Source organism: Serratia quinivorans (assembly GCF_052113645.1).
Taxonomy (GTDB): Bacteria; Pseudomonadota; Gammaproteobacteria; order Enterobacterales; family Enterobacteriaceae; genus Serratia; species Serratia quinivorans_B.
The window spans coordinates 48,450-72,018 of the sequence record NZ_JBIEIU010000005.1 but is presented as its reverse complement, the minus strand read 5'-3'; the positions used below and the strand labels follow the sequence as shown (position 1 = coordinate 72,018).

Below are 23,569 nucleotides of genomic sequence, written 5' to 3'. Positions count from 1 at the left end.
GAGTCTTGGTATCGTCGCCAGTTGGATAAGCAGATCCGTGAGATGCAGGTTTCTGTTGTCTACTGGCTTACCGCCAATTACAAGGCTAGCGGTGCTGCAGTAGCAATGGATGCTTCACCAGCTATATTCATGCGCGATGCAATGCGGAAGCTAGCCAAGCGCTGGACAACGCGGTTTGATGACATCGCAAAGAAACTTGCTGACCGATTTTCCAATGACGCCATGAAGAACTCTGACGTGTCGTTGTATAACGCATTGGATACGGCTGGATTTACTGTCGAATTCAAAATGACCGCGCCGATGAATAATGCGCTGCAAGCAACCATCACAGAAAACGTTGGGCTGATACGCTCAATCCCGGAGAAGTATTTCACCGAGGTTGAAGGTTTAGTAATGCGCTCAGTAGCAAGAGGGCGCGACCTAGGCAACCTCACCGACGAACTAGAGAAAAGATATGGCATCACCCGCCGCCGCGCAGCGCTAATTGCACGCGACCAGAACAACAAAGCCACATCAGTAATGCAATCGGCAAGGCAGCAGTCTCTTGGTATCACAGAAGGCATCTGGCGTCACTCTCATGCAGGAAAAGAACCAAGACCGTCACACGTTAAGGCTGATGGGGGAAAGTTCGACCTGAGCAAGGGAATGTATCTCGATGACAAATGGGTGATGCCGGGAGAAGAAATCAACTGCCGCTGCACATGGTCTGCTGTGATTCCAGGATTGTCATGATAGGATATTTCATCCCTATTCAAAGAGGTGATTTAATTTGGATCGCGAAGAAGTAAGAAAAGTAGCCTTGGAAGCGCTCGCTGAATATAAAGAAAACAAAATATTTAGCCTAGAAAAGGTACAAGCGATTTATGATGCCGTAGGGTTAGACATTAAGCTTGATCCGCATGACAAGGCAGATCAGGCAGTGATGGCTCTTCTATTGCATCTCCATTTTAATTAATCGATACAGTTAATAACAAGGTCGCTCAGGCGGCCTTTTTTATTGTCTTAAATCTGAGAAAGCACATGAACCCTACCGAACGGTTAGCGTTTGATCGCGCATCCGTGCGTTCATTCGATAAGGTAGGTCGTCTTCAGGTTACGAAAAGCAACATCAGCAAGGCGAATGTCTGTCCATACTTTGGGCGAGAGATTCCCAATCATGAGGCGCTAGGCCTCGACCCAGACAAGACATACCGACTCTGGCGTCATCCTGATGAACTGAAGAAGGCCGCAGCAACATTCAACAACATTCCACTCCTCAATATCCATATCCCTGACTTTCCCGGCGATCCGCCACGTGAATCACGTGTTGGCGTAACGCATTCAAGCGCTGAATTTGTTCACCCCTATCTACAGAACGGACTATCCGTCTGGGATAACTCAGCCATTGCCGGAATTGAGACTGAGGAGCAAGAAGAACTGTCTTCGTCGTACCAATACGTCGCTGACATGACAACCGGCACCACTCCTGATGGTGAAGTCTATGACGGCATCATGCGGGATATTGTCGGGAACCACGTAGCGCTGGTTGAAAAAGGCCGCGCAGGAAGCGACGTATTGGTCGCAGATTCATTACCTCCGGAGTTAAAACACATGAGCAAACGCAAAGCTGCGGCTATTCGCGCCACTCTGAAGCCATTACTGGCGCAAGACGCGGATTTGGAAGCTGAGGTGCGCAAAGCGCTCCTGGCACTCGACGAAGCTGACAAGGAAGACGAGAAAGACAAGCCAGCCGAAGACGAAGAAACCGAAGAAGAAAAGAAAGCCCGGGAAGAGAAAGAAAAAGCTGCCCTCGATGAAGATGACGAAGACGACAAAAAGAAAAAGACTGCCGAAGACGAAGATGATGAGGACGACAAGAAAGACGAAAAAGTCTCCAAAACAGCAATGGACACAGCAATCCGTTTAGCCGCAGACAGCGCGACCAAAAAAGCAGCACAGAACTTCCGCGCCGTGCGTGAAGCTGAACAGGCGGTTCGTCCGCTGATCGGCGACGTGGTAGCGATGGACTCTGCTGAGGAAGTCTATCGCACCGCTCTCGAGCAGGCTGACGTAGACATCACTGGCGTACATCCTTCCGCGTTCCCGGCGATGGTAAAAATGGCAATCAGCCAGAAACAAAACAAGCAACCGAAAATCGCACAGGACTCAGCAATCATCAGCGATTTCGAAAAAGACTTCCCGGAAGCCAAATTGAAACGAGGTTACTAACATGGCAGGTTTTCAGAGTGTAATTAACCAATATCCAGCACCGGGTATTGAAGGCGGCTTTGCGGGTACAAACCCTCATGCCACATACCTGGCTGGTGAAGCGGCATTGGTTGCTGGCTCATCTGGCCTGACTGTTGGTCGATTTGCGTGGGACGTTGCAGGCGTGGCATCTAATGCAGGCTCTGGCGTTCCATCTGGCTTTGTTCATCGTGACGGCCAAGCGTCTATCACCGTTTGGCTCGCTCAGGCATCCAACCTGATTCAGCCAGGCCGCGAAGTAACGCTGATGGTTGCCGGTGACTTCTGGGCTCGTACATCTACCGCTGCAACCCGCGGTCAGAAAATCTTCGCATCACTGACCACTGGGCAGATTCAAACCGGTGCCGCTGGCGCAACCATCTCGGGTTACATCGAAACACCATTCAAAGCCGGTAGCGCTTGCGATGCAAACGAACTGGTCAAAATCAGCACCTGGAGCAACTGATGAACGAATTCCAAAAACACTACGCCGCAGCAAGTGGCAAATACGGCATCGTGCTGCGAGGCGCTGAAAAAGCTCAGTACCTGAAGCCAGAATTCGCAGAAAACTATGCTCTGGCAATGGATGCGCAGCCGACAATGGTTACTGCAACTAACTCCGGTATTCCTGCGTACTTCACCAACTACGTTGATCCTGATCTGATCCGCGTATTGGTAACTCCAATGAAAGCGGCGCAGATTTATGGTGAGGTCAAAAAAGGCGACTGGACCACTCTGACCGCGCAGTTCCCGATCGTTGAGTCTACCGGTGAAGTTAGCTCCTATGGCGACTACAACAACAACGGCATGGTAAGCGCTAACGTTAACTGGGTTCCTCGCCAGTCCTATCACTATCAGACACACACCCGCTGGGGTGAGCGTGAACTGGATATGTACGGTGCCGCACGTATCGGCTATGCAGCTGAACTAAACGTTGCTTCTGCTCTGGTGCTTAATAAGTTCCAGAATAAGAGCTACTTCTATGGCATTGCTGGACTGCAGAACTACGGAGCGCTGAACGATCCAAACCTTCAGCCATCAGTAACTCCTGCCGCAACTGGCACTTCTGGCGGTATCACCTGGGATACCAAAGACGGTCAGGCAGTTTATGACGATATTTCCGGGCGTCTGTGGAAGCAACTGGTGGCGCAAACCAAAGGGCTGGTCGAGCGCACCGACCGTATCAAACTCGGCATGTCGCCGACCACAGAGGTGAATCTGACCAAAACGAACATGTACAACGTGAACGTTTCAGATCTGCTGAAGAAAAACTTCCCGAATCTCACCATCGAAACAGCAGTTGAATACTCAACTACTGCTGGTGAGATTGTTCAGATGGTCGCTGAGCGACTGGGTGAGCAAGACACTACATACGCAGCATTCACTGAAAAAATGCGTGCGCATGCTGTGGTGACTGAAGAGTCATCCTGGAAGCAGAAAAAATCCGGTGGCACCTGGGGCACCATCATCCGTCAACCGCTGGCTATTGCCACCATGCTGGGAGTGTAAGAAATGGCTGAAGTAGTAACTGTAGGGTGCAAACTCCCTAACGGCTTGCTGATTGACATTGGCGGCAAGGTCACTCATATCGTTGGAGCAAATTCATCCAATGTGATCGGTGGGTATGGTCTTACTGAAGGTGTCGATAAGGATTACTTCGAGAAGTGGCTGAAAGAACACGCCGACCAGCCTTACGCCAAAGAAGAAATGATCTTTGCACAAGCCAAAACGAACAGCGCTCAATCCAAAGCATCCGAAAACGCCAGTGTAAAAACTGGCCTTGAAGGCTTGCCTCAGGATAAGCCCGTTGAAGGGGTAGTGAAAGACGAAGAGGCCATGAAGGCTAAGGGTTAAAAGATGGCTATCGTTGTCTTTGATGTGGACGCATTCCGCGAACGTTACCCGGAGTTCGACACCGTAAGTGACACGTTGCTGAATGCGTATTTCGTAGAGGCAACGGTCTATCTGAATAACACCGATACCAGCCCTGTCTGCGATGTCGCAGTAAGGGCGGTATATCTCAACATGCTTGTCGCCCATATCGCCGCTTTGAACGCTGGCGTGAATGGGCAAAAACCATCTGGATTGGTTGGAAGGGTGTCTGGGGCCACGGAGGGTTCTGTTTCCGTATATACAGACGCCGGGCCATCAAGCTCCTCTTCCTGGTGGTATATGCAAACCCCATATGGTGCGGCTTATTGGCAGGCGATTCTGCCATATAGAACCATTCGTTACGTCCCTGGCGGGTCTCCTTCAATGTACCCATACCATTACAACCGCAGATCATTCATCCGGAGGTGAGGCATGGCAACCATTGAACTAAGCGGCGGCGGTGAGCTGGAGCGAAAGCTGAAGGAAATGATGGATAAACTAGGAGATGGCACCTTGTTGCGTGTCGGATTTCTTGAGAACGCCACATATCCTGATGGAGAGTACGTTGCAACCATTGCGGCATCTAACGAGTTCGGTGACCCTGGCAATAATCAACCTCCACGGCCATTTTTCAGGAACATGATTGCCGCCAGTTCACCCGCATGGCCGCTAGAGGTTGGTAAGGTGGTGAAGGCTGTGGATTTTGATGGGGTGAAAACGCTCCAGTTAATGGGTGAACGAATCAAAGACCAGCTACAAGGCTCTATCCGTGAACTGGTAGAGCCACCGTTGTCACCGTACACAATTAAGAAGAAAGGCTTTGATAAGCCGCTTATTGAAACCAGCCACATGCTTAATAGCGTTGACTATGACGTGAAGGAGCTTGAATGAACCTACACGGGATTGTGAGCGGCGCAATCGGCACAGTTAACCCATTCGTACCAGCACAGATAAAAATTAGCACTGGGAGCACCACATTGCCGTCTGGTAAGCGAGAGCCTGCTTATTCAGTAACAGACGTCTCTGTGCAGCTGCAGGCTCTCAGTTACGAAGACCTGATGCATATCGATGGGTTAAACCTTCAAGGCGTCGTAAAGGCGGCCTACGTTAACGGCAACTTCAATGGCGTCAATCGTCCTAAACAGCAGGGCGGCGATCTGCTGATCGTCAATGGAGAAGAGTGGCTAATCGTCCGGCCACTTGAAGAATGGGCAGACTGGTGCAAGTTTGTGGTTAACCTGCAGAGGCAAACATAATGGCTGCCTCTATCAGTATTTCAGATGACGACATCACAACCGCCTTGCGCGGTTTTTTATTGTCCTTAATCAGCACAGAAGTGGTACTGGCGCAAGAAAATCGAGTACCGATGCCAGGCGGTGATTTCTGCACAATGACTCCGTTGGGCGTAAATGGACTATCAACTAACCGATATTCATACACCGACCCAGGAACGGTAACTGGCGGGACGCAGCAAACAACACGTACTAACGTGTGGCGCTGCCAACTCGACTTCTACGGCGAAACTGCTCAATCAAACTCGCTTATCGTCGCAACCATGGTCCGCTCTGAATATGCCGTAGAGCAATTTAAAACCATGGGTTACGACATTAGGCCGCTTTACTCCGGCGAACCACACCAGACAACGATGATCAACGGCGAACAGCAGTATGAATCGCGCTGGACGTTAGATTTCTCAGCTCAGGTAAACGCCGCAATCACAACTCCAATGCAATTCATGGACAACATCGACATTGGCCTAGTAGAGGTCGATACAAAATTCCCACCGGAGAATGCATAAATGGCAATTCCTATTACCAAAGACGTGAAAATCAATCCGGGCGTGCTTGCTGCAGGCGGCACGGCGCTTGATTTGAACGGACTGATTTTGACTGATAGCGCATACGCTCCGGTTGGATCGGTTTTATCATTTTCCTCTGATGAAGACGTAGCCAAGTATTTTGGCAGCGCATCTCAGGAAGCGGCGATGGCGACAATCTATTTCGCCGGCTATAAAAATTCTACCAAGCAGCCCGGCAATTTACTGTACTCACAGTTCAATACCGAAGACATTTCGGCATTCCTGCGCTCTGCTTCTATGGCAGATGTCACGCTGGCACAGCTTAAGTTATTGACTGGCACAATTATCCTGACAGTTGATGGTACTTCGGTTACATCGACAAGCATTTCGCTTAGTGCAGCGACCAGCTTTGATAACGCAGCAACCCTTATTAAGGCCGGTATTGGTTCTAGCGTGAACGTAGCGTGGGACACGAACACCAAGTCATTCATTATCACCTCCGCCACTGAGGGAGATAGCAGCACGATTACCTACGCCTCAGGCACGCTATCAGCAGGGCTACGTCTAACATCGGCAGCAGGCGCAGTATTGTCGCAGGGTGCGAATGTCGCAGTGGTAGCCGATGCATTCCAAGCCATCCTGGCGGTGAATCAAGACTTCGCACTGTTCACTACCTCATTCACATGCGAGCAGGATCAGCATCTGGAATTTGCAGCGTGGACAAGTGCTCAGAATTATCGGTTCGGTTACGTCGCTCACGACATCAGTGCTAATGCTGTTGTGCAGGATAGTACAGAAAACCTGACCTACGCACTTATCACCACTTACAGTTACGGGCAGACGGTGCCGGTTTACGGATATCAGGTCCACGCAGCCTCTGTGTTGGGCTATGCCGCATCCCTTGATTTTGACCGAGCCGAGGGCCGCGTGCCATTCAAGTTCCGCTCTCTGGATGGGCTGGTAGCTCAGGTTAGCGATTCAAGCATCTATGATGTGCTGATCGCCAATGGCTATAACTTCTATGGCGCGTACAGTGCGAACAACTACAGCACCAAATATTGGGCTGATGGCACTATCACCGGAGATTTCAAATGGCTTGATTCATTCTGCTTCCAGATTTGGCTGAACGCCAACCTGATGCAAGATGCCATCGAGATGTTCCAGGCCAACCGGTCATATCCGTACAACAATGCCATGAAGGCGGCGGTAGAGGCATCATTCGCTGACACCATCGCTCAAGGTGTTGCGTTCGGTGGCATCCGCACTGGCATCACGCTGTCTGGCTCTCAGAAGTCCCAAATTCAGAACGCTGTTGGCGTGGATATTTCTTCAACCCTGCAGGCTAAAGGCTGGTATCTGTTTATCGCAGATGCAACGCCAGAGCAGCGAACAGCGCGTACATCGCCGAGCATGACCTTCTACTACTGTGACGGCGGCAGCCTGCAGAAACTCACCCTGGCCAGCATCGAGGTACAATAATGAGCAACACAATTACAAGTGCCGACTCTACCTATGCGCTTTCGGTTACAAACCTGTATCCGACCGCTCAAGTCCTCCAGGGATACGCTGCAGATGCGATGTTTGCCGTAAGCGACACCGACTATGCGGTAACCGTGCGTGGTGCAGATGGCAAGTTGTCTGCCGGTTTCGTTTTTGGGCAATACATCCAGACCATCACGATTATGCCAGACAGCCCAAGTCGTGAAATCTTCGAGACATGGGCGCAGACATCACGCACTGCAATCGCCGTGTTCCGCTGCAACGCGACAATCATCATGCCAGCAATTGGCCGTAAATTTACCCTCACCAATGGCGTTCTACTTCGCTCTCGCCTGCATCCAGATGCTAACCGCGTCTTACAGGCCGTTCCATATCAAGTGGAATGGGAAAGCGTAACCTCAGAACCGTATAGCGCGTAAGGAAGAACATGGCACGCAAAGAGCTATTTCACACAGTGACAGGCACCAAAGGCCGAGATGAAGGAAAGGTATTTTACATCCAGGAGATGCCTGCATCTAAGGCCGAGGCGTGGGCAATTCGCTGCGCCCTAGCGATGGCTAGCGGTGGCGTTGAATTGCCAGAGAATTTTGCCGATCTCGGTATGGCGGGACTGGCAAAGGTGGGGCTGGGATTGCTCGCGAAAGTCCCATTTGAAGAAGCAAAGCCGCTATTGGATGAAATTATGACCTGCGTCCAGTTTGTCCCCGACCCGCAAAATCATGCCGTCAAGCGTCAGCTAATTGAAAGTGATATTGAAGAGGTTGGGACCAGGCTTAAACTACGAGCCGAAGTGTTCAACTTGCATGTGGATTTTATAACCGCCGCCTAGACCTAGATATCCCACCCTCTACATCAGTAGGGGGCCGTCGAGGCCTTGCTGAATATAGAAACCTACCAAAAACAATTGGTGCAGTTGTTTCAAGCGGGAAAGCAACTCTGCATGAGCTGGATACCGTTTACGGGGTGGAAGACCTATGGCGGCTAATAGAAGTGATAACGGTCGACAACTACAACGCCAAAATACTAAATAACTCAAAAGAGGATCACTGATGGCGACGATTATCGATGCATTGGTTGTGACTCTGGGGCTGGATTCATCCTCTTTCAAAAAGGGGCAGGAAGAAACCCGTGATGAATTTGACAAAACGAAAGAAAAGATAAAAAAGGACTCAAAAGAAGTCCAGGAATCGCTCGATAAAACAGAGAAGAAAGGTGAACGCACCGGAAAGCAAATGGAAGCATCCGGCAAGCAAGCTGCTGCCTTTTTCTCGGGCATGCGAAACCAAATAATTGCCCTGGCTGGCGTGACGCTTTCCTTGAAGGGATTGCAGGACTTCATGTCCTCATTTTCATCAAAGCTAAATGATCTAGGGATAGCCTCTAAAGCCTTCGGTATGTCTGCGAAATCTCTAGATGGGTGGGTTCAGGCAGGGAAGGCGTTTGGGGTATCTGCGCAAGAAATAGCTGCATCATTCTCGAAAATAAGTGACGCCCAAGAAAAATTGAGAGCAGGCAGAGGGCAAGATCAAATCCTCACCGATATTCAGCGATTCAGTAATATGACTGGCGCAGGTATTGATGTGCTCAATGATTCGACAGAAACGGTCAATAGAAAGATAGAAGCGAGTTTTAATAAGTTAAACCCAGAGCAACAACGCGCATTCGGGCAAGAGTTTGGCCGGAGCTATGCCTGGCAACAGTGGAGCGCCTCAGGTAATTCGGTGAAGGATATTGACCAGTTCACTCGCGGATCTGGGGTAAACGATGCAGCGGTTAAAGCCGCAGAGAGAATGCGCAAGGCTATGGCTGAGCTTGAGCAGACGCTAAACAATATCGGCATCATCATCTACCAGTCGCTTGAGCCATATCTAGAGGATTTCACTGCCTGGCTACAAGAACTTGCAGACTGGATGAAGTCTCACCCCAAAGAAATTCGTTCCGCCATAGATGAAATTATTACCGGATTTAAGGATTTCGTTCCGACAGTGAATGAGGCAGTGGCCTCGATAAGCAATTTAAATAAAATATTAAAAGAGGTTGTTGATTTCTTAAACATTCTTCCAGGTAGTGATGCAGTCAAGGCCGCTGGTGAGAAAGTTGGGGCAAATAAAGTAGGTGACTACCTAAAGGAAAAGACTTCTCAATTTGGCAATTGGGCATATGGTCTTCTGGGGCTATCTACTGAAGAGCCAGAGCAAAAAGCTCAATCAATACGAGCTCCCCAGGCGAAGGGTTCCGGTAAGAGACTTCTAGACTGGATGGGGTCACAGTTTTCTCAGTTGGAACAACAGTTCAACTTACCATCGGGTCTTCTCCGTAGCGTGGCAACCACTGAATCAGGCGGCAATCAATTTGCCGTATCGGGTGCAGGAGCCAAAGGGCTATTCCAGTTCATGGATGCCACAGCGAAAGATATGGGTTTGCGCGGCGGGGATGTTTTTGATCCTGAGAAATCAGCAAACGCCGCGGCAAAATACCTATCCCAGCTTCTTAAGCAGACGGGGGGGAACCTGCACGAAGCAATTGCGGCCTACAACTGGGGCATTGGTAACGTGCAGAAGAAAGGTCTGGGGATGGCTCCAGAAGAGACTAGGAATTATGTTCCAAAGGTCCTATCCGGGCTTCAGGTGGGGTCGGCAGCTACAGCCCAGAACCACGTTAATAGCAACGTAACCAATAATTCTAAAACTGATACTAATACCTACAACATCGGCAAGGTTCAGGTGGGTAACGACGTTAAAACTGTCGGTGACATTTTATCAGACGCTAAGGGCAAGATCGGAAGGTCAAGTCTGGCTACAGCGTTTGCCTCTGGGACATCAGGTTAATGGCATTCTCACTCAATCAGACCACTTTGTTAAATGCCATCCGCGGCGGAGGGTTGCTTTCGATAATCAATAGCACCCTTTCTCCGGGGTATGGGATATATAACTCAGACTTACCAACAAAAGCGCTTAATCCAACTTCATTTATTGGCGTGGAAATTGTAAAGGATTCAGCCGTCACAATTGCCCCAGTAGAAAAAGGAACTTATAGCTCATATAACAAAGTGAATCGGCCTGGAGAGATTAGGGTTACATTTGCATTTGAGGGCTGGACCGGGTTCAGTGGGGCGATACCAAACCTTACAAACTTCAGCCTAACAAGCAGAACAGATATTCTGACTAAGTTAGATGAAATGGTGGAAAGCGCTGGCCGGTATGACATCGAGACGCCAGATACGACATACCAGCAATATGATTTAACCCATTATGATTACAGAATATCAGGACAAGAAGTTACGCTATTAATCGTATCGGCTGTATTCCAGGCCATTAGGGACATGGGTAACGTCACCCTTTCTAATGCTACTGGAAGCCAGATCGAGCCGGGAAAGGTTTCTGACATCAAATCAGCTAATGGAAGGACTGTGATCGGTAATTCTGGTGTGACTGGTTCAACTCTCACAGATGTAAAAGGGGCGCTCTCTGGACTGAAAAGTTCTCTTTCAAGCGCAGCCACAAAAGTGGCCACATCAGTATCATCATCTATTAGTGAGTCAACTGGCGGCGTAACTGGCGCAATAAACGGTGCGGCCACATCATCTATCAACAAGCTTTCTGAAGCCGTGACGGAGCTTGTTTCGGGACTTTCTTAATGCAGACGATAACACTCCAGCCCATTAAGGCTCAGCAAGTTGGTATCACGTTGGGTGGTCAAGATTGCCAAATTCGCTTGGTACAGAGAACTACTGGGTTATTTATCGATGTTGCCTTGAATGGTCTTTGGATTGTTCAGGGCGTGATCTGTTTGAACTGCAATAAGTTGGTTAGGTACGAGCATCTCGGACTCCAGGGCGAGCTCTTCTTTGCAGACACAATCGGAGATGCAGATCCGGTTTTCGACGAACTAGGTACGAGGTTCCAGCTCCTTTATGCGACCAAAGAAGAAATGGAGTCTAATTAATGTCCTATAAAATAAGAAAAATATCAGTTCAGTTTGTTCTCGAAAATGGCAAGAGCTTTGATGACAAAGGATGCACCGTCTTGTCAATAGAGTCAGCAAGATGTTATGCGGCAATTTCTGGGTATGGTGGCATGTCAGGAACGGAAATGACGCTGCAAATCTGGGGTCTATCTATCGATCATATGGCCGTGCTGAGCTACAAAGGGGTTTGGATCGATGGGCCACAATTTAATCGCATGAAGGTGTGGGCGGACGACGAGCCTATCTTTGAAGGTTTTATTTATGATGCGATGGGGGACTATAACCAAGCTCCCGACATCCCTTTGGTACTTAGCGCCAACGCTCACTATAAGGGGCAGGTAGAAAAGGCTGCTCCATTTTCCGCTCCTGGTTCTCAAACAGCAGAGAAAGTGATATCAGCTATGGCTGCGTCAGCAGGTCTCTCATTCTTAAATAATGGGGCTGTAGGACTACCACTTAGCGATCCATATTACCAAGGTAACATTGTCCAACAGATGAGAACCGCAGCTAGTGATGCTGGGGTAAACCTTACCATCGGGATATCTACTGTAACTATGTGGCCACAAAATGGTGTTGTGGATGGTGTGAGGCTGTCTACCTCCCCAGATAAAGGAATGATCGGTTACCCAATATTCACAGACAAAGGGCTGTTGGTTATAACTTCATTTAGTAGCGATATCGTGGTTGGAAGGCAGATTACAGTCGAAACGTCCCTGCCAAATGCATCTGGAGATTATCAAATAAGTGGGGCAATGCACTACATAACCTCGTGGATAGAAGGTGGGCAGTGGAATTCGAGCATGGATCTTATCAAGATGAACACCAAGGCGGTTAGATACTGATGAACAACATGCTCACCACCAGAACAACAGATACCAACACGGATGCGAACACTATGGAATTTGTCATGCGCAGATTCCTTGACCGCCATTGCTTTGTGACATTGTGTAGGGTTACCGCCATCACTGATTCTGGGCTAAGTATCATGCCATTACTGCATGCCTTTACTGGATCAGGAGATAAAGTTGATGGAGGTACAATAACTGGGGTTCCATTCTTCAGGCTTCAGAGCGGAGTCAGCGCTATCATCATGGACCCATTTGTTGGGGACATAGGCTTGGCATTAATTTGTGACCGAGACATTAGCGCAATTAAGCAAACTGGCTCTGCCGCCTTGCCAGGCTCTAACCGCATGCATAGCCTTTCTGATGCCGTTTATCTTGGAGGTGTGCTGAATCAGAGTCCGACACAAACGATAGCATTTACCGACAAAATACGGATAACGGCCCCTAACGGCATTGTGATTAATGGACTTGAGATTTTGCCTGATGGCAGGCTTAAGCTAGCGACTGGCGTGATTGTCGACACCCACGTCCACGGTGGAGTAGAATCTGGTGGGTCGACAACTTCACAGCCGGAGTGAGTATGAGATATATCTGGGTATTTCCATTTCTAACTAGCCTTTATGCGATATATGGGCTACCAATTTCATCTGATTCAACAAAAGATGCCGTATCAGGTTCACTGGCCGCCATAACTCTCGCTGCTGTCTCGGTGGCATGGGCGGTCGTTCCTATTTGCCTTTGTTTTGCCATAACTAAAATATTTGAAAAGAAGAAAAAAGACGCATAAAACAAACCCACCATCAGGTGGGTTTTTCAAGCCATTACCCGAATCTGTTTTTAAAATGCACATCACTCTGTCTTTTTGACATTTTGCTATTGCAGTGCGGGCATAGGTGCTGTTTTTTACCGCCAATCTTCCATGTGTAGTAGGTTCTTTTGAATCTTGCTTTGCAAACATCGCACCACCTTGGCTTGGTCAGCGCGTTAAGAACAAAAAACGCTATAACTACGACAATTAGCCACTCCATCTTTATCTCCTTTAGATGGTTTTTTTGCTTTCCATCGCCTGAACCAACTCATTCAGGAGCATATCCTGCTCATGGGTATGCCTACGCAGTTTAACCAGAACGCCAGCTATAACCTGGTCATCTATATCAACCCGCTTCGGCGGGTTTTTTACGTCCGGAGAAAGCATGACCACGAAGCTAGCATTAGATTTCTCTCTGATATACGAGAAGATTGCCATCTTGAAGTCTTTGCTCCAATCAATGGCTCCAGCCTCCCTTAAGGTTGTCGAGATAGAACTGCTTAAACTGTCTGATGACCTCATCCCTGTCGAGGGACTTGCCGCAATCAGCACAGATAGCGGAACTGATCTCGTCCAGAGATTTGACTTCGGATGCAGTTTTGATGTTCTCACTGCCGCAATCCGGGCAGGTAAATTTGACGTCCATTAGTAGCTCACTCTTGTCATTGAACACCCAACATATCCCTTGGTGAGAAAATTAAACATCCTGATATTTGATCAGGGTAAGGAACCCCATGATTACGAAGTCGATGCTTCTGAACACTGACACCTGGGACTTGCAGCTTGACGATTTCGGAAACATTGCGCAGACAGAAAACCCATATGCAGTCGCGCAAGACGTTGCCACGGCCTGTAGCACATTTGCGGGGGAGTGCTGGTATGACACCACACTTGGACTGCCGTACTACGAGAAGATCCTAGGCCACTGGCCCGGCACCCAGTACGTGAATACCAAGCTGCAAACCGAAGCCAAAAAGCTCCCGTACGTCCAATCAGCAACGTGTTCAATCATCATTGGCCAGTCAGACCGGAAAGCGGTTGGCGTGATGGTCATCACCGATACGAACAACGTAGAAAGCACCATTCAACTCTGAGGCACTCATGGCTAATTCAGTAGTAGTAACAACCGCCGTACCTGCGGTGACGATCACCGACACCGGTTTAGCCATCCCCGATGAGCTTGATATCCTGAATGGCCGCTTGAGCGATCTGGATACGGCGATGGGCGGCGGCATGAGCACAAGCCTAACGACGCCCCAGGGGCAGATAGCCATGAGCGATACCGCTATCATAGCTGCGAAAAATGACGAGTTGGCCGAGCTGACAAATCTGATCAATCCTGATTACACCTACGGCCGCTATCAGGACGGGATTGCCCGGATTTATTTCATCGACCGAATTGCCGCCACGGGAACCCTCGTAACTGGCACATGCGAGGGTCTAGTTGGCACTGTGATACCGGCAAACAGCATTGCCCAGGACGATAGCGGGTATCTCTATTATTCATTGGCAGCAGCAACCATTCCAGCGTCTGGAACCATTGATGTCGTATTCCAGAACCAGGCTACCGGGCCCATTGCTTGCCCGATAGGAGCACTAAATTCAATTTACAGGGCCGTAACCGGATGGTCTGGCGTAAGCAATTTGGCGGCCGGTGTTTTGGGTAATGACGTGGAGGGGCGGGCTAACTTTGAATATCGCCGCAAGCAATCCGTAGCCAAGAACGCCAGGAACACATTGGCTTCTGTATATGCGGCTGTGTTGGCGGTAGATGGCGTTTCAGATGCCTATGTGATTGACAATAAGACCAGCGCCGCAGTAAACAAGGGCGTGACGAACTACAGCGTATTAGCTCATTCTATTTATGTTGCAGTGTATGGCGGTTCAGAAAGCGGTATCGGTAACGCAATATTCAATTCCGCCCCTCCAGGCGTCAATATGAACGGGTCTACCACATTTGTGGTGCAGGATACGGAAAACTATGTTTATCCATACCCTGAATACACCATAAAATGGGTAATTCCGACGGCGGTAAGCGTTCATTTTAATGTAGACATTGAGAGCAATGACTCTCTGCCATCAAATATTACATCGCTTATTCAGCAGGCCATTATCAATGCGTTTAATGGAGAAGATGGTGGCACAAGAGCGCGTATTGGCTCGAAGATATTCGCAGGTAGATATTATGCTGGCGTTCAGTCAATAGACCAATCAAACATTAACATTTTAGGAATTACCATTTCAAAAAATGGAACAACATTTTCATCATCCGTTGAGTTCGGGATAGATGAAATCCCAACTATTGATGAAAGCAACATCGTTGTTGAATTGGTGGCTTAATGGATAGTCCAGCAGACACAATTCTTGCACAATATGCAGGAAGCCCAAAACTAAGAAGCATCATCGAAACGTTCAATACAACGATGGATACTGGAAAGTTTCTGGATGATTTTTACGATGTCATTTGGAACATAGATACAGCGGACACGTATGGCTTGGATGTCTGGGGGAAAATAGTCGTAGTTAGCCGACTGCTTACAGTTACGCTTAGTGAAAAGTTTTTTGGTTATGACGAAGCAACAAATTCCACTCCAGTTATAGATGACCCAGAGCCTTTCGACCAAGCACCTTTTTATACCGGTGAACAACAAACCTCAACAGTATCACTGACAAACGACGCATACAGAAAGTTGATAATGTTAAAGGCTATGGCAAATATTACTGACTGTACTATACCCAGCATGAACAGGATGCTGATGTATATGTTTGGTAGCAGTGGAAAGGCATATGTCAGAAATGATGGCGGAATGGTGATGACTTATGTTTTTGAGTTCCAACTTTCTACGGTAGAGCTGGCAATTGTCCAAAGCTCCGGTGCTCTGCCGTCACCAGCGGGTGTCACAGTAAACATCGAACAGCAGGTATAAAATGAATTCTTCAGACATTCCCTCTCGCACGACAAAGGCGTTCTCTGTTAATGGTGACAAAAATAGCATTCCAGTAGATTCCACAGGAACTACGCTGGCTGATGGTGATGCCACCTTTGATAGCGGATTCCCGCCGCTAACAATGACTCCGATTGGCGCAGGTGGGAAACCACCAAAAGGCAAAGACATGAATGGCATCCTTTATGCCATCACTCAAAAGCAGCAGTGGCAGGATGCAGGCATGGGTTATCCATATAACGCCGCTTTCTCGACGTCAATTACTGGATACCCAAAGGGCGCATTAATTCCCAATAGTACCTATAGCGGCGTCTGGATAAACCTGACGGAAGCCAACGCTAATAACCCAGAAGTGTCTACTGCAACTGCAACTGGATGGGTTCCGTTGGGTGGATATGGTGATACCGCCATTACTATGACGTCCACAAATACAACGCTGACAACGCTGCAGGCATCGAAAGAAAGGATTGTGATCAGCGGGGCGTTGACTGCTAACTTGTATTTATACTTCCCGCCATGGTTGAAAGACTGGACTATTGAAAATAAAGCGACTGGCGCATTTAGCGTGGTTTGCACAACAACGGCTGTAGGCGCGGTTGGCGTAACTTCCTATCCAAAATCGGTGATCCAGATTCATTGTGATGGCACTAACATGAGCAGCTATTCATCGCCTCATGGCATGTCCACTTATACAGCATCTGGCACCTTTGTGGTTCCTCAAAACGTCACCTCTGTAAAAGTAACCTGTACTGCAGGCGGCGCTGGCGGCATGGGCTGCCAGGCTAACTCTACTAGCCAGACATTCTCAGGAAGTGGGGGCGGTGCAGGAGGGACATCTATAGGAATTTTCCAGGTATCCCCAGGCGCGTCTATATCAGTCGTGGTTGGCGCAGGCGGAGGCGGTTCCAATGGTCCATCAGTAGCCAGTAATGGTGGGGGTTCATCATTTGGCTCCCTTTGTAGCGCCGCCGGAGGGCTTGCGGGTCTCAAACCCACAACAACAAATACTGCGGGTGGTGATGGCGGCGGTGCAGCCGGTGGATACATCAACATCCCTGGGGGATTTGGTAGCGATGGCCAAGCTGGCGCTTCCCTTCTAACTGGGAGCGGCGGCGCATCTTACTGGGGTGGGGGCGGTCGAGCTGGAGCTGCCGGTGGCATTGCGGCCGCAGCTTATGGTGCGGGCGGTGGAGGGGCTTATGACTCTGGTTTTACGTCAACATCTTACTCAGGTGGTGGCGGCAAATCAGGTGTCGTGACGATTGAATGGTAAAGACAATAATTAAAAACAAGGTCGCTTAGGCGGCCTTTTTTATTGGGATAAATAAACATATGTCCTTTTCAGATACAGCCGCTGCAAAGAAATACGCTGCGATCGCCGAGGTGGCAGCTAGCGAAGCCCAGGCATTTGCAGACTACACACGACAAGCTGAAGACTTCTCCTCGCAAGCAGCTGAGAGCGCAAGCGCCGCCGAAGCATCATCAACGGCATCGTCTGAATCAGCAGCCCAGGCAGAAGTAGCGGCCAGCACTGCGGATGATGCAGCAACAAGCGCCAATAGCGCCGCGGAAGTGGCTACGGCCGCCGCCTCTGCCGCAACTCTGGCCTCCAATATCTATCCTACAGCCGAGGCTGCGCAGGACGCGATCACTGCCGGAACAATCCCTTTGGATGCTCTTTTCAACGTAGCTTCGACAGTTGCCGAAAACTATGTTGACCAATACAAAAACGTAGCTGGAGTGGCAACCCCCACAGGCAAGAGCTATCCAAGCTCTGAGGTTGTAGATGAAGCTAAGGCAATTTCAGCGGTCGTTGATAAACGCACCCTTGGCGTTAATACGGTAAATCCAGATGATGGACGACATATTTTTACCGATATCAAGGGAAGAATGTCGCTTGAAATAAAGGCGAATGGGGAGAAGGCTCTTTATGGGAAATCAGTTGCAAATGATATTTCTGTTTCTGAGCGCGTGACCATGGGTGTCATTGACCAGGTACCTTCAGATGATTCCGCTTATAGATGGTGTGTTTCTGGTAGAAATAACCGTGTTGGTGTTGGTTTCAGAAATGACGATAAAACGCTGGAGCTTCATGGCGTGCCAATTACCACGCAGCGCGGACAAATGCCAAACGATGTATTTAGCATCGGTGACTCAATTACCGCATTTGGTACTTCGTGGTCAGGAACTAACGCGACGGGAACGTCGTATTACCCCTTGATTAACGCCCAGTGTTGGTCGGGTTGGGCAATGCTTAAAACTGGGGCAAGATATCGTTATGTAGGAATGTCAGCTACAGGCGGATATACCGCCTCGCAGATTCTCGCAGTTCATGTTCCTAAGGCGATTGCAGCAAAACCGTCATTTTGTATTGTCATGTGTGGCAGAAATGATGTGGTTAAGGGAATTGATGTGGACACCGTTACCATTCCTGCCATGACAAGCATTTTCCGTCAGTTGCGATTTGCTGGCATTGTTCCTGTAATTTGCAGTATGTCTGCTCAGAGCGGTAACACGGACGCAATGAACGTTGCTCGATATAAAATAAATTCGTTCTGTCGGGCTTATGCCATTAAATATGGCCTGCCTTTTGTTGATTTGCATGCTGCGACAACTGATCCGCTCACCGGCGAATGGAAAGCCAACTATAACCAGGACGTTTCTCACCCAACGCCACTAGGGGCTTCCGTAATGGGTCAGGCTGTAGCTGATGCCATGGTGCAATGGCAAGCGCCAACCACCCCAAGAAAATCAGTTTCCGTAACCACACCTGCCGGAAGCGATAACATATTATCCAATCCGTTGTTTATTGACTCGTCATCAGGCGTTCCTAATGGCTGGACTGTGGATTCATCAGGAACCTTCTCTGTAGCATCTGACCCAAATGTTTTGGGCAATGCTTTCACTATGTCAGGCTCTGGCTCATCAATCGCCACCGCCCATAATACTTTGACAGTTACCTCTGGTAATAGATATGGGTTCGGATTCGAAGCAAATATCACTGCAAATATAAGTTCATGGGTGTCTTTCTATGCCATTGCTGGCACATCGACAACAGAGACTTCAAGCACGGTGTATTTGGGAGGAATGAGAAACTGGAAACTTACTACTTCTGGATGGGGTTATTACTACTTCGAGTTTGTAGTGCCGGTGGGTGAAACATCGATGACAATAATTGCTAAGGCGCAAGATGGGACACTAAACGTTGCCCAAGCTGGCGTATTCAATATCTCAGATACAACGGGTGCTTAATAATGCCACTTTATATAGTTCAAAACTCAGATTATGACACCTCATATCCTCCTTCATATCCTGTTATGCAATTGAACACAGCAAACAGCATCGGAACTTATTCGATGAGTACGATAAAGGATTATAGCGGCCTTGGTAATAATCTATCCACATCTGCAACGTTTAACTCATCGGGTATGGTTTGTACCGCAACGGGCTCTGCGGCTACAATGCCTATTGCCGAGGCAGCTCTGTTTACATTTGTGATCGCCATCAATATCCCGGCAAACCCAGCCTCTGCAGCAAACATCATTTCAACATTGACGCCAGCCTCTGCGCCATTTACTGGGCTGCGCATTGTTCAGGGCACAAACGGAACTGGTTCAATCCTGGTGGCGACCGGAATTGCATCTCCATCCGGGACTAGTCTTGTGATGGGGGGAATTACAGGGGGGTGGACGGCGTTCGCGGTGAGTGTTTCTGACACGACCATCACCTATGTCCGCGGGAATGGCGCTACCGGTAGCGCGACTATCACTCCATCTCGCTCTGTCAGTACAAGCAACATTGTGATTAATGGCGCACCAACAGGTAGCCCATTAACCGATGGGATTACAGGGACGATCGGTGGCCTTGCTGTATATAACAAAGCAATGAACACCACTGAAATGGCTCAGGAGATTAACAATATGAGAGTGTTTATGGCGACGAAGGGTGTGGTTATCCCATAACCAGGACTGGGATCGCCCGTGGATGTTTAACTATGGGATTTTGATGCTGCCATTGTGTCACTCCGGGGATGGTCATGGAGTAATGGTAGCTGGTACACTGAACACTCAGTTATGGCGTAACAACATAGTACATTTGAAATTGTGTACATATGAGTGTACATATCTTGCAGGGTAAAGCTGGATAGCGCCTATAACATCATGTAATTAAACAATATTGTATTTCTTCATGTGATCTGTCGTGTGGGTCACCACTGTAGATAAGGAATTATTAATGCCTGTTATTACTCTTCCTGACGGAAGTCAGCGTCACTTTGATCACCCTGTTTCCCCCCTTGATGTTGCCCGCGATATCGGCCCTGGTCTGGCGAAAGCCTGTATTGCCGGCCGTGTAAACGGTGAACTGGTTGATGCCGGCGATCTGATCGAATCAGACGCGCAGTTGGCGATCATCACCATCAAGGATGCCGAAGGCCTGGAAATCATGCGCCACTCCTGTGCGCACCTGTTGGGCCATGCGATCAAACAACTGTGGCCAGACACCAAAATGGCTATCGGTCCAGTGATCGACAACGGTTTCTACTATGACGTTGATATCGACCGCACCCTGACGCAGGAAGACCTGGATCTGCTGGAAAAGCGGATGCATGAGTTGGCCGACAAAGATTATGACGTCATCAAGAAGAAGGTGAGCTGGCAAGAAGCCCGCGACACTTTTGCTGCCCGTGGTGAAAACTACAAAGTGGCGATTCTGGATGAGAACATCAGCCATGACGACCGTCCTGGCCTGTATCACCACGAAGAATATGTCGACATGTGCCGCGGTCCGCACGTGCCGAACATGCGTTTCTGCCATCATTTCAAACTGCAGAAAACGTCGGGCGCCTACTGGCGTGGCGACAGCAAAAACAAAATGCTGCAGCGTATCTACGGGACGGCCTGGGCTGACAAGAAACAGCTGAACGCCTATCTGCAGCGTCTGGAAGAAGCCGCCAAGCGCGACCACCGCAAGATCGGCAAGCAGCTCGACCTGTATCATATGCAGGAAGAAGCGCCGGGCATGGTGTTCTGGCACAACGATGGCTGGACTATTTTCCGTGAACTGGAAGCTTTTGTGCGCATGAAGCTCAAAGAGTACCAGTATCAGGAAGTGAAAGGGCCCTTTATGATGGACCGTGTGCTGTGGGAAAAAACCGGCCACTGGGAAAACTATAAAGACGCCATGTTCACCACCTCGTCGGAAAACCGCGAGTATTGCATCAAGCCGATGAACTGCCCGGGACACGTGCAGATCTTCAACCAGGGCCTGAAATCCTACCGTGATTTGCCGCTGCGTATGGGTGAATTCGGCAGCTGCCATCGCAACGAGCCTTCGGGTTCTCTGCATGGTCTGATGCGTGTACGCGGCTTCACCCAGGATGATGCCCACATCTTCTGTACTGAAGAGCAGGTGCGTGCCGAGGTGAACGAATGCATCAGAATGGTCTATGATGTTTACGGTACCTTTGGTTTCGACAAGATTGCGGTAAAACTTTCTACCCGCCCTGAAAAGCGCATCGGGACTGACGATATGTGGACCCGTGCGGAAGAGGATCTGGCTGCGGCGCTGACTGAAAACGGGATTCCGTTTGAATATCAGCCGGGTGAGGGTGCCTTCTACGGACCGAAAATTGAATTTACTCTGCATGATTGTTTGGATCGTGCATGGCAATGTGGTACCGTGCAGCTCGATTTCTTCTTACCTGGCCGTTTAGGCGCATCGTATGTTGGCGAAAACAACGATCGCGTGGTCCCGGTAATGATTCACCGCGCTATTTTGGGCTCCATGGAGCGTTTCATCGGTATTCTTACCGAAGAATACGCAGGGTTCTACCCAACCTGGATTGCTCCGGTGCAGGTGGTGGTGATGAATATCACCGACAGCCAGTCTGATTATGTCCAGCAATTGACCAAAAAACTGCAGGACGCAGGGATTCGCGTTAAAGCGGACTTGAGAAATGAGAAGATTGGCTTTAAAATTCGCGAACATACTTTACGACGGGTTCCTTACATGTTGGTGTGCGGTGATAAAGAGGTCGAATCAGGCAAAGTTGCCGTTCGTACCCGCCGTGGCAAAGACCTGGGAAGCCTGGACGTAAACGAAGTCGTAGACAAGCTGCAAAAAGAGATTCGCAGCCGTAGTCTTCATCAACTGGAGGAATAAAGTATTAAAGGCGGAAAACGAGTTCAACCGGCGCGTCCTAATCGCATTAACAGAGAAATTCGCGCGCAAGAAGTTCGCCTAACCGGCGTCGATGGCGAGCAGATTGGTATTGTCAGTCTGAATGAAGCTCTTGAAAAAGCTGAGGAAGCGGGTGTTGATTTAGTAGAAATCAGCCCAAATGCCGAACCGCCAGTTTGTCGAATCATGGATTACGGCAAATTCCTCTACGAGAAGAGCAAGTCGACAAAAGAACAGAAGAAGAAGCAAAAAGTTATTCAGGTCAAGGAAATCAAATTCCGTCCTGGTACCGATGATGGCGACTATCAGGTCAAACTACGCAACCTGATTCGCTTTCTGGAAGATGGCGATAAAGCCAAAATCACCCTGCGTTTCCGTGGGCGTGAGATGGCGCACCAACAGATCGGTATGGAAGTGCTTAACCGCGTCCGTAAAGATCTGTGTGAAGATTCTGATCTGGCCATTGTCGAATCCTTCCCTACGAGGATCGAAGGCCGTCAGATGATCATGGTGCTCGCACCGAAGAAGAGGCAGTAAGGCTTCCAAGTAATCGAACCCACGCAGCGCTTGCGTTGTGTGGGTTTTATTCGCCTCACTGATTCGTTAATTAACAATGCGAAGTGGATTTAATTAAAATGCCAAAGATTAAAACTGTACGTGGTGCAGCCAAACGCTTCAAAAAAACCGGCAGCGGTGGTTTTAAGCGTAAACATGCTAACCTGCGTCATATTCTGACCAAAAAAGCAACCAAGCGTAAACGCCACCTGCGTCCGAAAGGCATGGTGTCTAAAAACGATCTGGTCCTGGTTACTGCGTGCCTGCCGTACGCTTAAGCCATTTTTTTTGAATCTAGAATAAGACTTTAGGAGAGAGCATATGGCTCGCGTAAAACGTGGTGTAATTGCACGCGCACGTCACAAGAAAATTTTAAAACAAGCGAAAGGTTACTACGGTGCCCGTTCGCGCGTTTATCGTGTTGCCTTCCAGGCAGTAATCAAAGCAGGTCAGTATGCTTACCGTGACCGTCGTCAACGTAAGCGTCAGTTCCGTCAGCTGTGGATTGCACGTATCAACGCAGCTGCTCGTGTGAACGGCCTGTCTTACAGCAAATTCATTAACGGCTTGAAAAAAGCTTCTATTGAAATTGACCGTAAGATCCTGGCTGACATCGCAGTCTTCGACAAAGTGGCCTTCGGCGCACTGGTCGAGAAAGCGAAAGCAGCACTGGCGTAAGTCAGTTGAAGAGGGAGCTTGCTCCCTCTTTTAATCTTTAGTTTTCAGCTACAAATATTGACTTTTATTGCCTGCCGCTATATCACTGGTGGACAATCATCGACAAGGTAACGCAATCATGCACGCTGCTATTTTTCGTTTCTTTTTTTACTTTAGCGCCTGATTTCAGGAGGCTTTGCGCGTAAGAAAAGAAACG

32 protein-coding genes and 1 other annotated feature (1 of these 33 running past the window's edge) are annotated in these 23,569 nt (G+C 49.0%); of the genes, 29 read left to right on the top strand and 3 right to left on the bottom strand.

Annotated features, from left to right (window positions below; translation table 11 throughout):
* Positions 1-42: 42 nt before the first annotated feature.
* From ACGS9J_RS11295 to ACGS9J_RS11210, 18 genes are all read left to right on the top strand, one after another.
* Positions 43-732, top strand: coding sequence for a phage head morphogenesis protein (locus tag ACGS9J_RS11295; RefSeq protein ID WP_442231237.1), 690 nt, complete (start codon positions 43-45; stop codon positions 730-732).
* Between the two features lie 37 nt (positions 733-769).
* Positions 770-955, top strand: a complete 186-nt coding sequence (locus ACGS9J_RS11290; protein WP_129939210.1) for a hypothetical protein — start codon at positions 770-772, stop codon at positions 953-955.
* A gap of 65 nt (positions 956-1,020) precedes the next feature.
* Entirely contained in the window at positions 1,021-2,208 is a 1,188-nt protein-coding gene (locus ACGS9J_RS11285) for a DUF2213 domain-containing protein (RefSeq protein ID WP_442231009.1), read from the top strand.
* A 1-nt stretch (position 2,209) separates the two neighbouring features.
* Positions 2,210-2,692, top strand: coding sequence for a structural cement protein Gp24 (locus ACGS9J_RS11280; protein WP_129939212.1), 483 nt, complete (start codon positions 2,210-2,212; stop codon positions 2,690-2,692).
* Entirely contained in the window at positions 2,692-3,735 is a 1,044-nt protein-coding gene (locus tag ACGS9J_RS11275; RefSeq protein ID WP_442231008.1) for a DUF2184 domain-containing protein, read from the top strand. Before ACGS9J_RS11280 ends, ACGS9J_RS11275 begins: the two co-directional genes overlap by 1 nt.
* A 3-nt stretch (positions 3,736-3,738) precedes the next feature.
* Positions 3,739-4,080, top strand: coding sequence for a hypothetical protein (locus ACGS9J_RS11270; protein WP_442231007.1), 342 nt, complete (start codon positions 3,739-3,741; stop codon positions 4,078-4,080).
* Positions 4,081-4,083: 3 nt separating this feature from the next.
* Positions 4,084-4,527: a DUF4054 domain-containing protein gene (locus ACGS9J_RS11265; protein WP_442231006.1), complete on the top strand. Its 444-nt coding sequence runs from the start codon at positions 4,084-4,086 to the stop codon at positions 4,525-4,527.
* Positions 4,528-4,530: 3 nt separating this feature from the next.
* Entirely contained in the window at positions 4,531-4,989 is a 459-nt protein-coding gene (locus ACGS9J_RS11260) for a hypothetical protein (RefSeq protein ID WP_442231005.1), read from the top strand.
* A complete protein-coding gene (locus tag ACGS9J_RS11255) occupies positions 4,986-5,354 on the top strand; it encodes a hypothetical protein (protein WP_442231004.1) in 369 nt (122 codons plus the stop codon). The genes ACGS9J_RS11260 and ACGS9J_RS11255 overlap by 4 nt, the downstream gene beginning before the upstream one ends.
* Positions 5,354-5,896: a phage neck terminator protein gene (locus ACGS9J_RS11250; protein WP_442231003.1), complete on the top strand. Its 543-nt coding sequence runs from the start codon at positions 5,354-5,356 to the stop codon at positions 5,894-5,896. The genes ACGS9J_RS11255 and ACGS9J_RS11250 overlap by 1 nt, the downstream gene beginning before the upstream one ends.
* Positions 5,897-7,375 carry a DUF3383 domain-containing protein gene (locus ACGS9J_RS11245; RefSeq protein ID WP_442231002.1) on the top strand — a complete coding sequence of 493 codons (1,479 nt, stop codon included), beginning with the start codon at positions 5,897-5,899 and terminating at the stop codon, positions 7,373-7,375. It begins immediately after the preceding gene.
* Positions 7,375-7,815, top strand: a complete 441-nt coding sequence (locus ACGS9J_RS11240) for a phage tail fiber protein (RefSeq protein WP_442231001.1) — start codon at positions 7,375-7,377, stop codon at positions 7,813-7,815. The genes ACGS9J_RS11245 and ACGS9J_RS11240 overlap by 1 nt, the downstream gene beginning before the upstream one ends.
* 8 nt (positions 7,816-7,823) lie before the next feature.
* The gene (locus ACGS9J_RS11235; protein WP_442231000.1) at positions 7,824-8,225 is read left to right on the top strand and encodes a hypothetical protein; all 402 of its coding nucleotides are present in this window, start codon (positions 7,824-7,826) and stop codon (positions 8,223-8,225) included.
* Between the two features lie 220 nt (positions 8,226-8,445).
* Positions 8,446-10,224: a transglycosylase SLT domain-containing protein gene (locus ACGS9J_RS11230; RefSeq protein ID WP_442230999.1), complete on the top strand. Its 1,779-nt coding sequence runs from the start codon at positions 8,446-8,448 to the stop codon at positions 10,222-10,224.
* Complete coding sequence (locus tag ACGS9J_RS11225) at positions 10,224-11,033, top strand: phage baseplate protein (protein ID WP_442230998.1); 810 nt, start codon at positions 10,224-10,226, stop codon at positions 11,031-11,033. The genes ACGS9J_RS11230 and ACGS9J_RS11225 overlap by 1 nt, the downstream gene beginning before the upstream one ends.
* Positions 11,033-11,341, top strand: coding sequence for a phage baseplate plug family protein (locus tag ACGS9J_RS11220; RefSeq protein ID WP_442230997.1), 309 nt, complete (start codon positions 11,033-11,035; stop codon positions 11,339-11,341). Before ACGS9J_RS11225 ends, ACGS9J_RS11220 begins: the two co-directional genes overlap by 1 nt.
* On the top strand, positions 11,341-12,204 hold the full coding sequence (locus ACGS9J_RS11215; RefSeq protein ID WP_442230996.1) for a baseplate hub protein: 864 nt from the start codon (positions 11,341-11,343) through the stop codon (positions 12,202-12,204). Before ACGS9J_RS11220 ends, ACGS9J_RS11215 begins: the two co-directional genes overlap by 1 nt.
* On the top strand, positions 12,204-12,785 hold the full coding sequence (locus tag ACGS9J_RS11210; RefSeq protein ID WP_442230995.1) for an oxidoreductase: 582 nt from the start codon (positions 12,204-12,206) through the stop codon (positions 12,783-12,785). The genes ACGS9J_RS11215 and ACGS9J_RS11210 overlap by 1 nt, the downstream gene beginning before the upstream one ends.
* 98 nt (positions 12,786-12,883) lie before the next feature.
* Here the strand turns inward: ACGS9J_RS11210 and ACGS9J_RS11205 are convergent, their stop codons facing one another.
* The 3 genes from ACGS9J_RS11205 to ACGS9J_RS11195 form a co-directional block, all read right to left on the bottom strand.
* Positions 12,884-13,165 (bottom strand): hypothetical protein, encoded by a 282-nt coding sequence (locus ACGS9J_RS11205; RefSeq protein WP_442230994.1) that lies wholly within the window; start codon positions 13,163-13,165, stop codon positions 12,884-12,886.
* A gap of 81 nt (positions 13,166-13,246) precedes the next feature.
* Positions 13,247-13,453 carry a hypothetical protein gene (locus ACGS9J_RS11200; RefSeq protein WP_442230993.1) on the bottom strand — a complete coding sequence of 69 codons (207 nt, stop codon included), beginning with the start codon at positions 13,451-13,453 and terminating at the stop codon, positions 13,247-13,249.
* A 19-nt stretch (positions 13,454-13,472) separates the two neighbouring features.
* Positions 13,473-13,661, bottom strand: a complete 189-nt coding sequence (locus tag ACGS9J_RS11195) for an ECs_2282 family putative zinc-binding protein (RefSeq protein ID WP_442230992.1) — start codon at positions 13,659-13,661, stop codon at positions 13,473-13,475.
* 88 nt (positions 13,662-13,749) lie between these two features.
* On the opposite strand from ACGS9J_RS11195, the gene ACGS9J_RS11190 reads away from it, so the two are divergent.
* The 11 genes from ACGS9J_RS11190 (at position 13,750) to pheM (ending at position 23,536) form a co-directional block, all read left to right on the top strand.
* Positions 13,750-14,109, top strand: a complete 360-nt coding sequence (locus tag ACGS9J_RS11190) for a hypothetical protein (protein WP_442230991.1) — start codon at positions 13,750-13,752, stop codon at positions 14,107-14,109.
* A gap of 7 nt (positions 14,110-14,116) precedes the next feature.
* Positions 14,117-15,355 (top strand): baseplate J/gp47 family protein, encoded by a 1,239-nt coding sequence (locus ACGS9J_RS11185; RefSeq protein ID WP_442230990.1) that lies wholly within the window; start codon positions 14,117-14,119, stop codon positions 15,353-15,355.
* Positions 15,355-15,942: a DUF2612 domain-containing protein gene (locus ACGS9J_RS11180; RefSeq protein WP_442230989.1), complete on the top strand. Its 588-nt coding sequence runs from the start codon at positions 15,355-15,357 to the stop codon at positions 15,940-15,942. Before ACGS9J_RS11185 ends, ACGS9J_RS11180 begins: the two co-directional genes overlap by 1 nt.
* A gap of 1 nt (position 15,943) precedes the next feature.
* Positions 15,944-17,233 carry a glycine-rich domain-containing protein gene (locus ACGS9J_RS11175; protein ID WP_442230988.1) on the top strand — a complete coding sequence of 430 codons (1,290 nt, stop codon included), beginning with the start codon at positions 15,944-15,946 and terminating at the stop codon, positions 17,231-17,233.
* A 59-nt stretch (positions 17,234-17,292) separates the two neighbouring features.
* The gene (locus tag ACGS9J_RS11170) at positions 17,293-19,212 is read left to right on the top strand and encodes an SGNH/GDSL hydrolase family protein (protein WP_442230987.1); all 1,920 of its coding nucleotides are present in this window, start codon (positions 17,293-17,295) and stop codon (positions 19,210-19,212) included.
* 2 nt (positions 19,213-19,214) lie between these two features.
* The gene (locus ACGS9J_RS11165; protein ID WP_442230986.1) at positions 19,215-19,922 is read left to right on the top strand and encodes a hypothetical protein; all 708 of its coding nucleotides are present in this window, start codon (positions 19,215-19,217) and stop codon (positions 19,920-19,922) included.
* Between the two features lie 271 nt (positions 19,923-20,193).
* Entirely contained in the window at positions 20,194-22,122 is a 1,929-nt protein-coding gene (gene thrS / locus ACGS9J_RS11160) for a threonine--tRNA ligase (RefSeq protein ID WP_041414516.1), read from the top strand.
* A 3-nt stretch (positions 22,123-22,125) separates the two neighbouring features.
* Positions 22,126-22,677: a translation initiation factor IF-3 gene (gene infC / locus ACGS9J_RS11155; protein ID WP_013812633.1), complete on the top strand. Its 552-nt coding sequence runs from the start codon at positions 22,126-22,128 to the stop codon at positions 22,675-22,677.
* A 98-nt stretch (positions 22,678-22,775) separates the two neighbouring features.
* Complete coding sequence (gene rpmI, locus ACGS9J_RS11150) at positions 22,776-22,973, top strand: 50S ribosomal protein L35 (RefSeq protein WP_004931418.1); 198 nt, start codon at positions 22,776-22,778, stop codon at positions 22,971-22,973.
* Between the two features lie 43 nt (positions 22,974-23,016).
* Entirely contained in the window at positions 23,017-23,373 is a 357-nt protein-coding gene (rplT, locus tag ACGS9J_RS11145) for a 50S ribosomal protein L20 (protein ID WP_004943595.1), read from the top strand.
* Between the two features lie 114 nt (positions 23,374-23,487).
* Positions 23,488-23,569 (top strand) — a sequence feature (Phe leader region); it runs 41 nt beyond the window's last position.
* On the top strand, positions 23,492-23,536 hold the full coding sequence (gene pheM, locus ACGS9J_RS11140; protein ID WP_121626058.1) for a pheST operon leader peptide PheM: 45 nt from the start codon (positions 23,492-23,494) through the stop codon (positions 23,534-23,536). Its footprint overlaps the feature before it by 45 nt.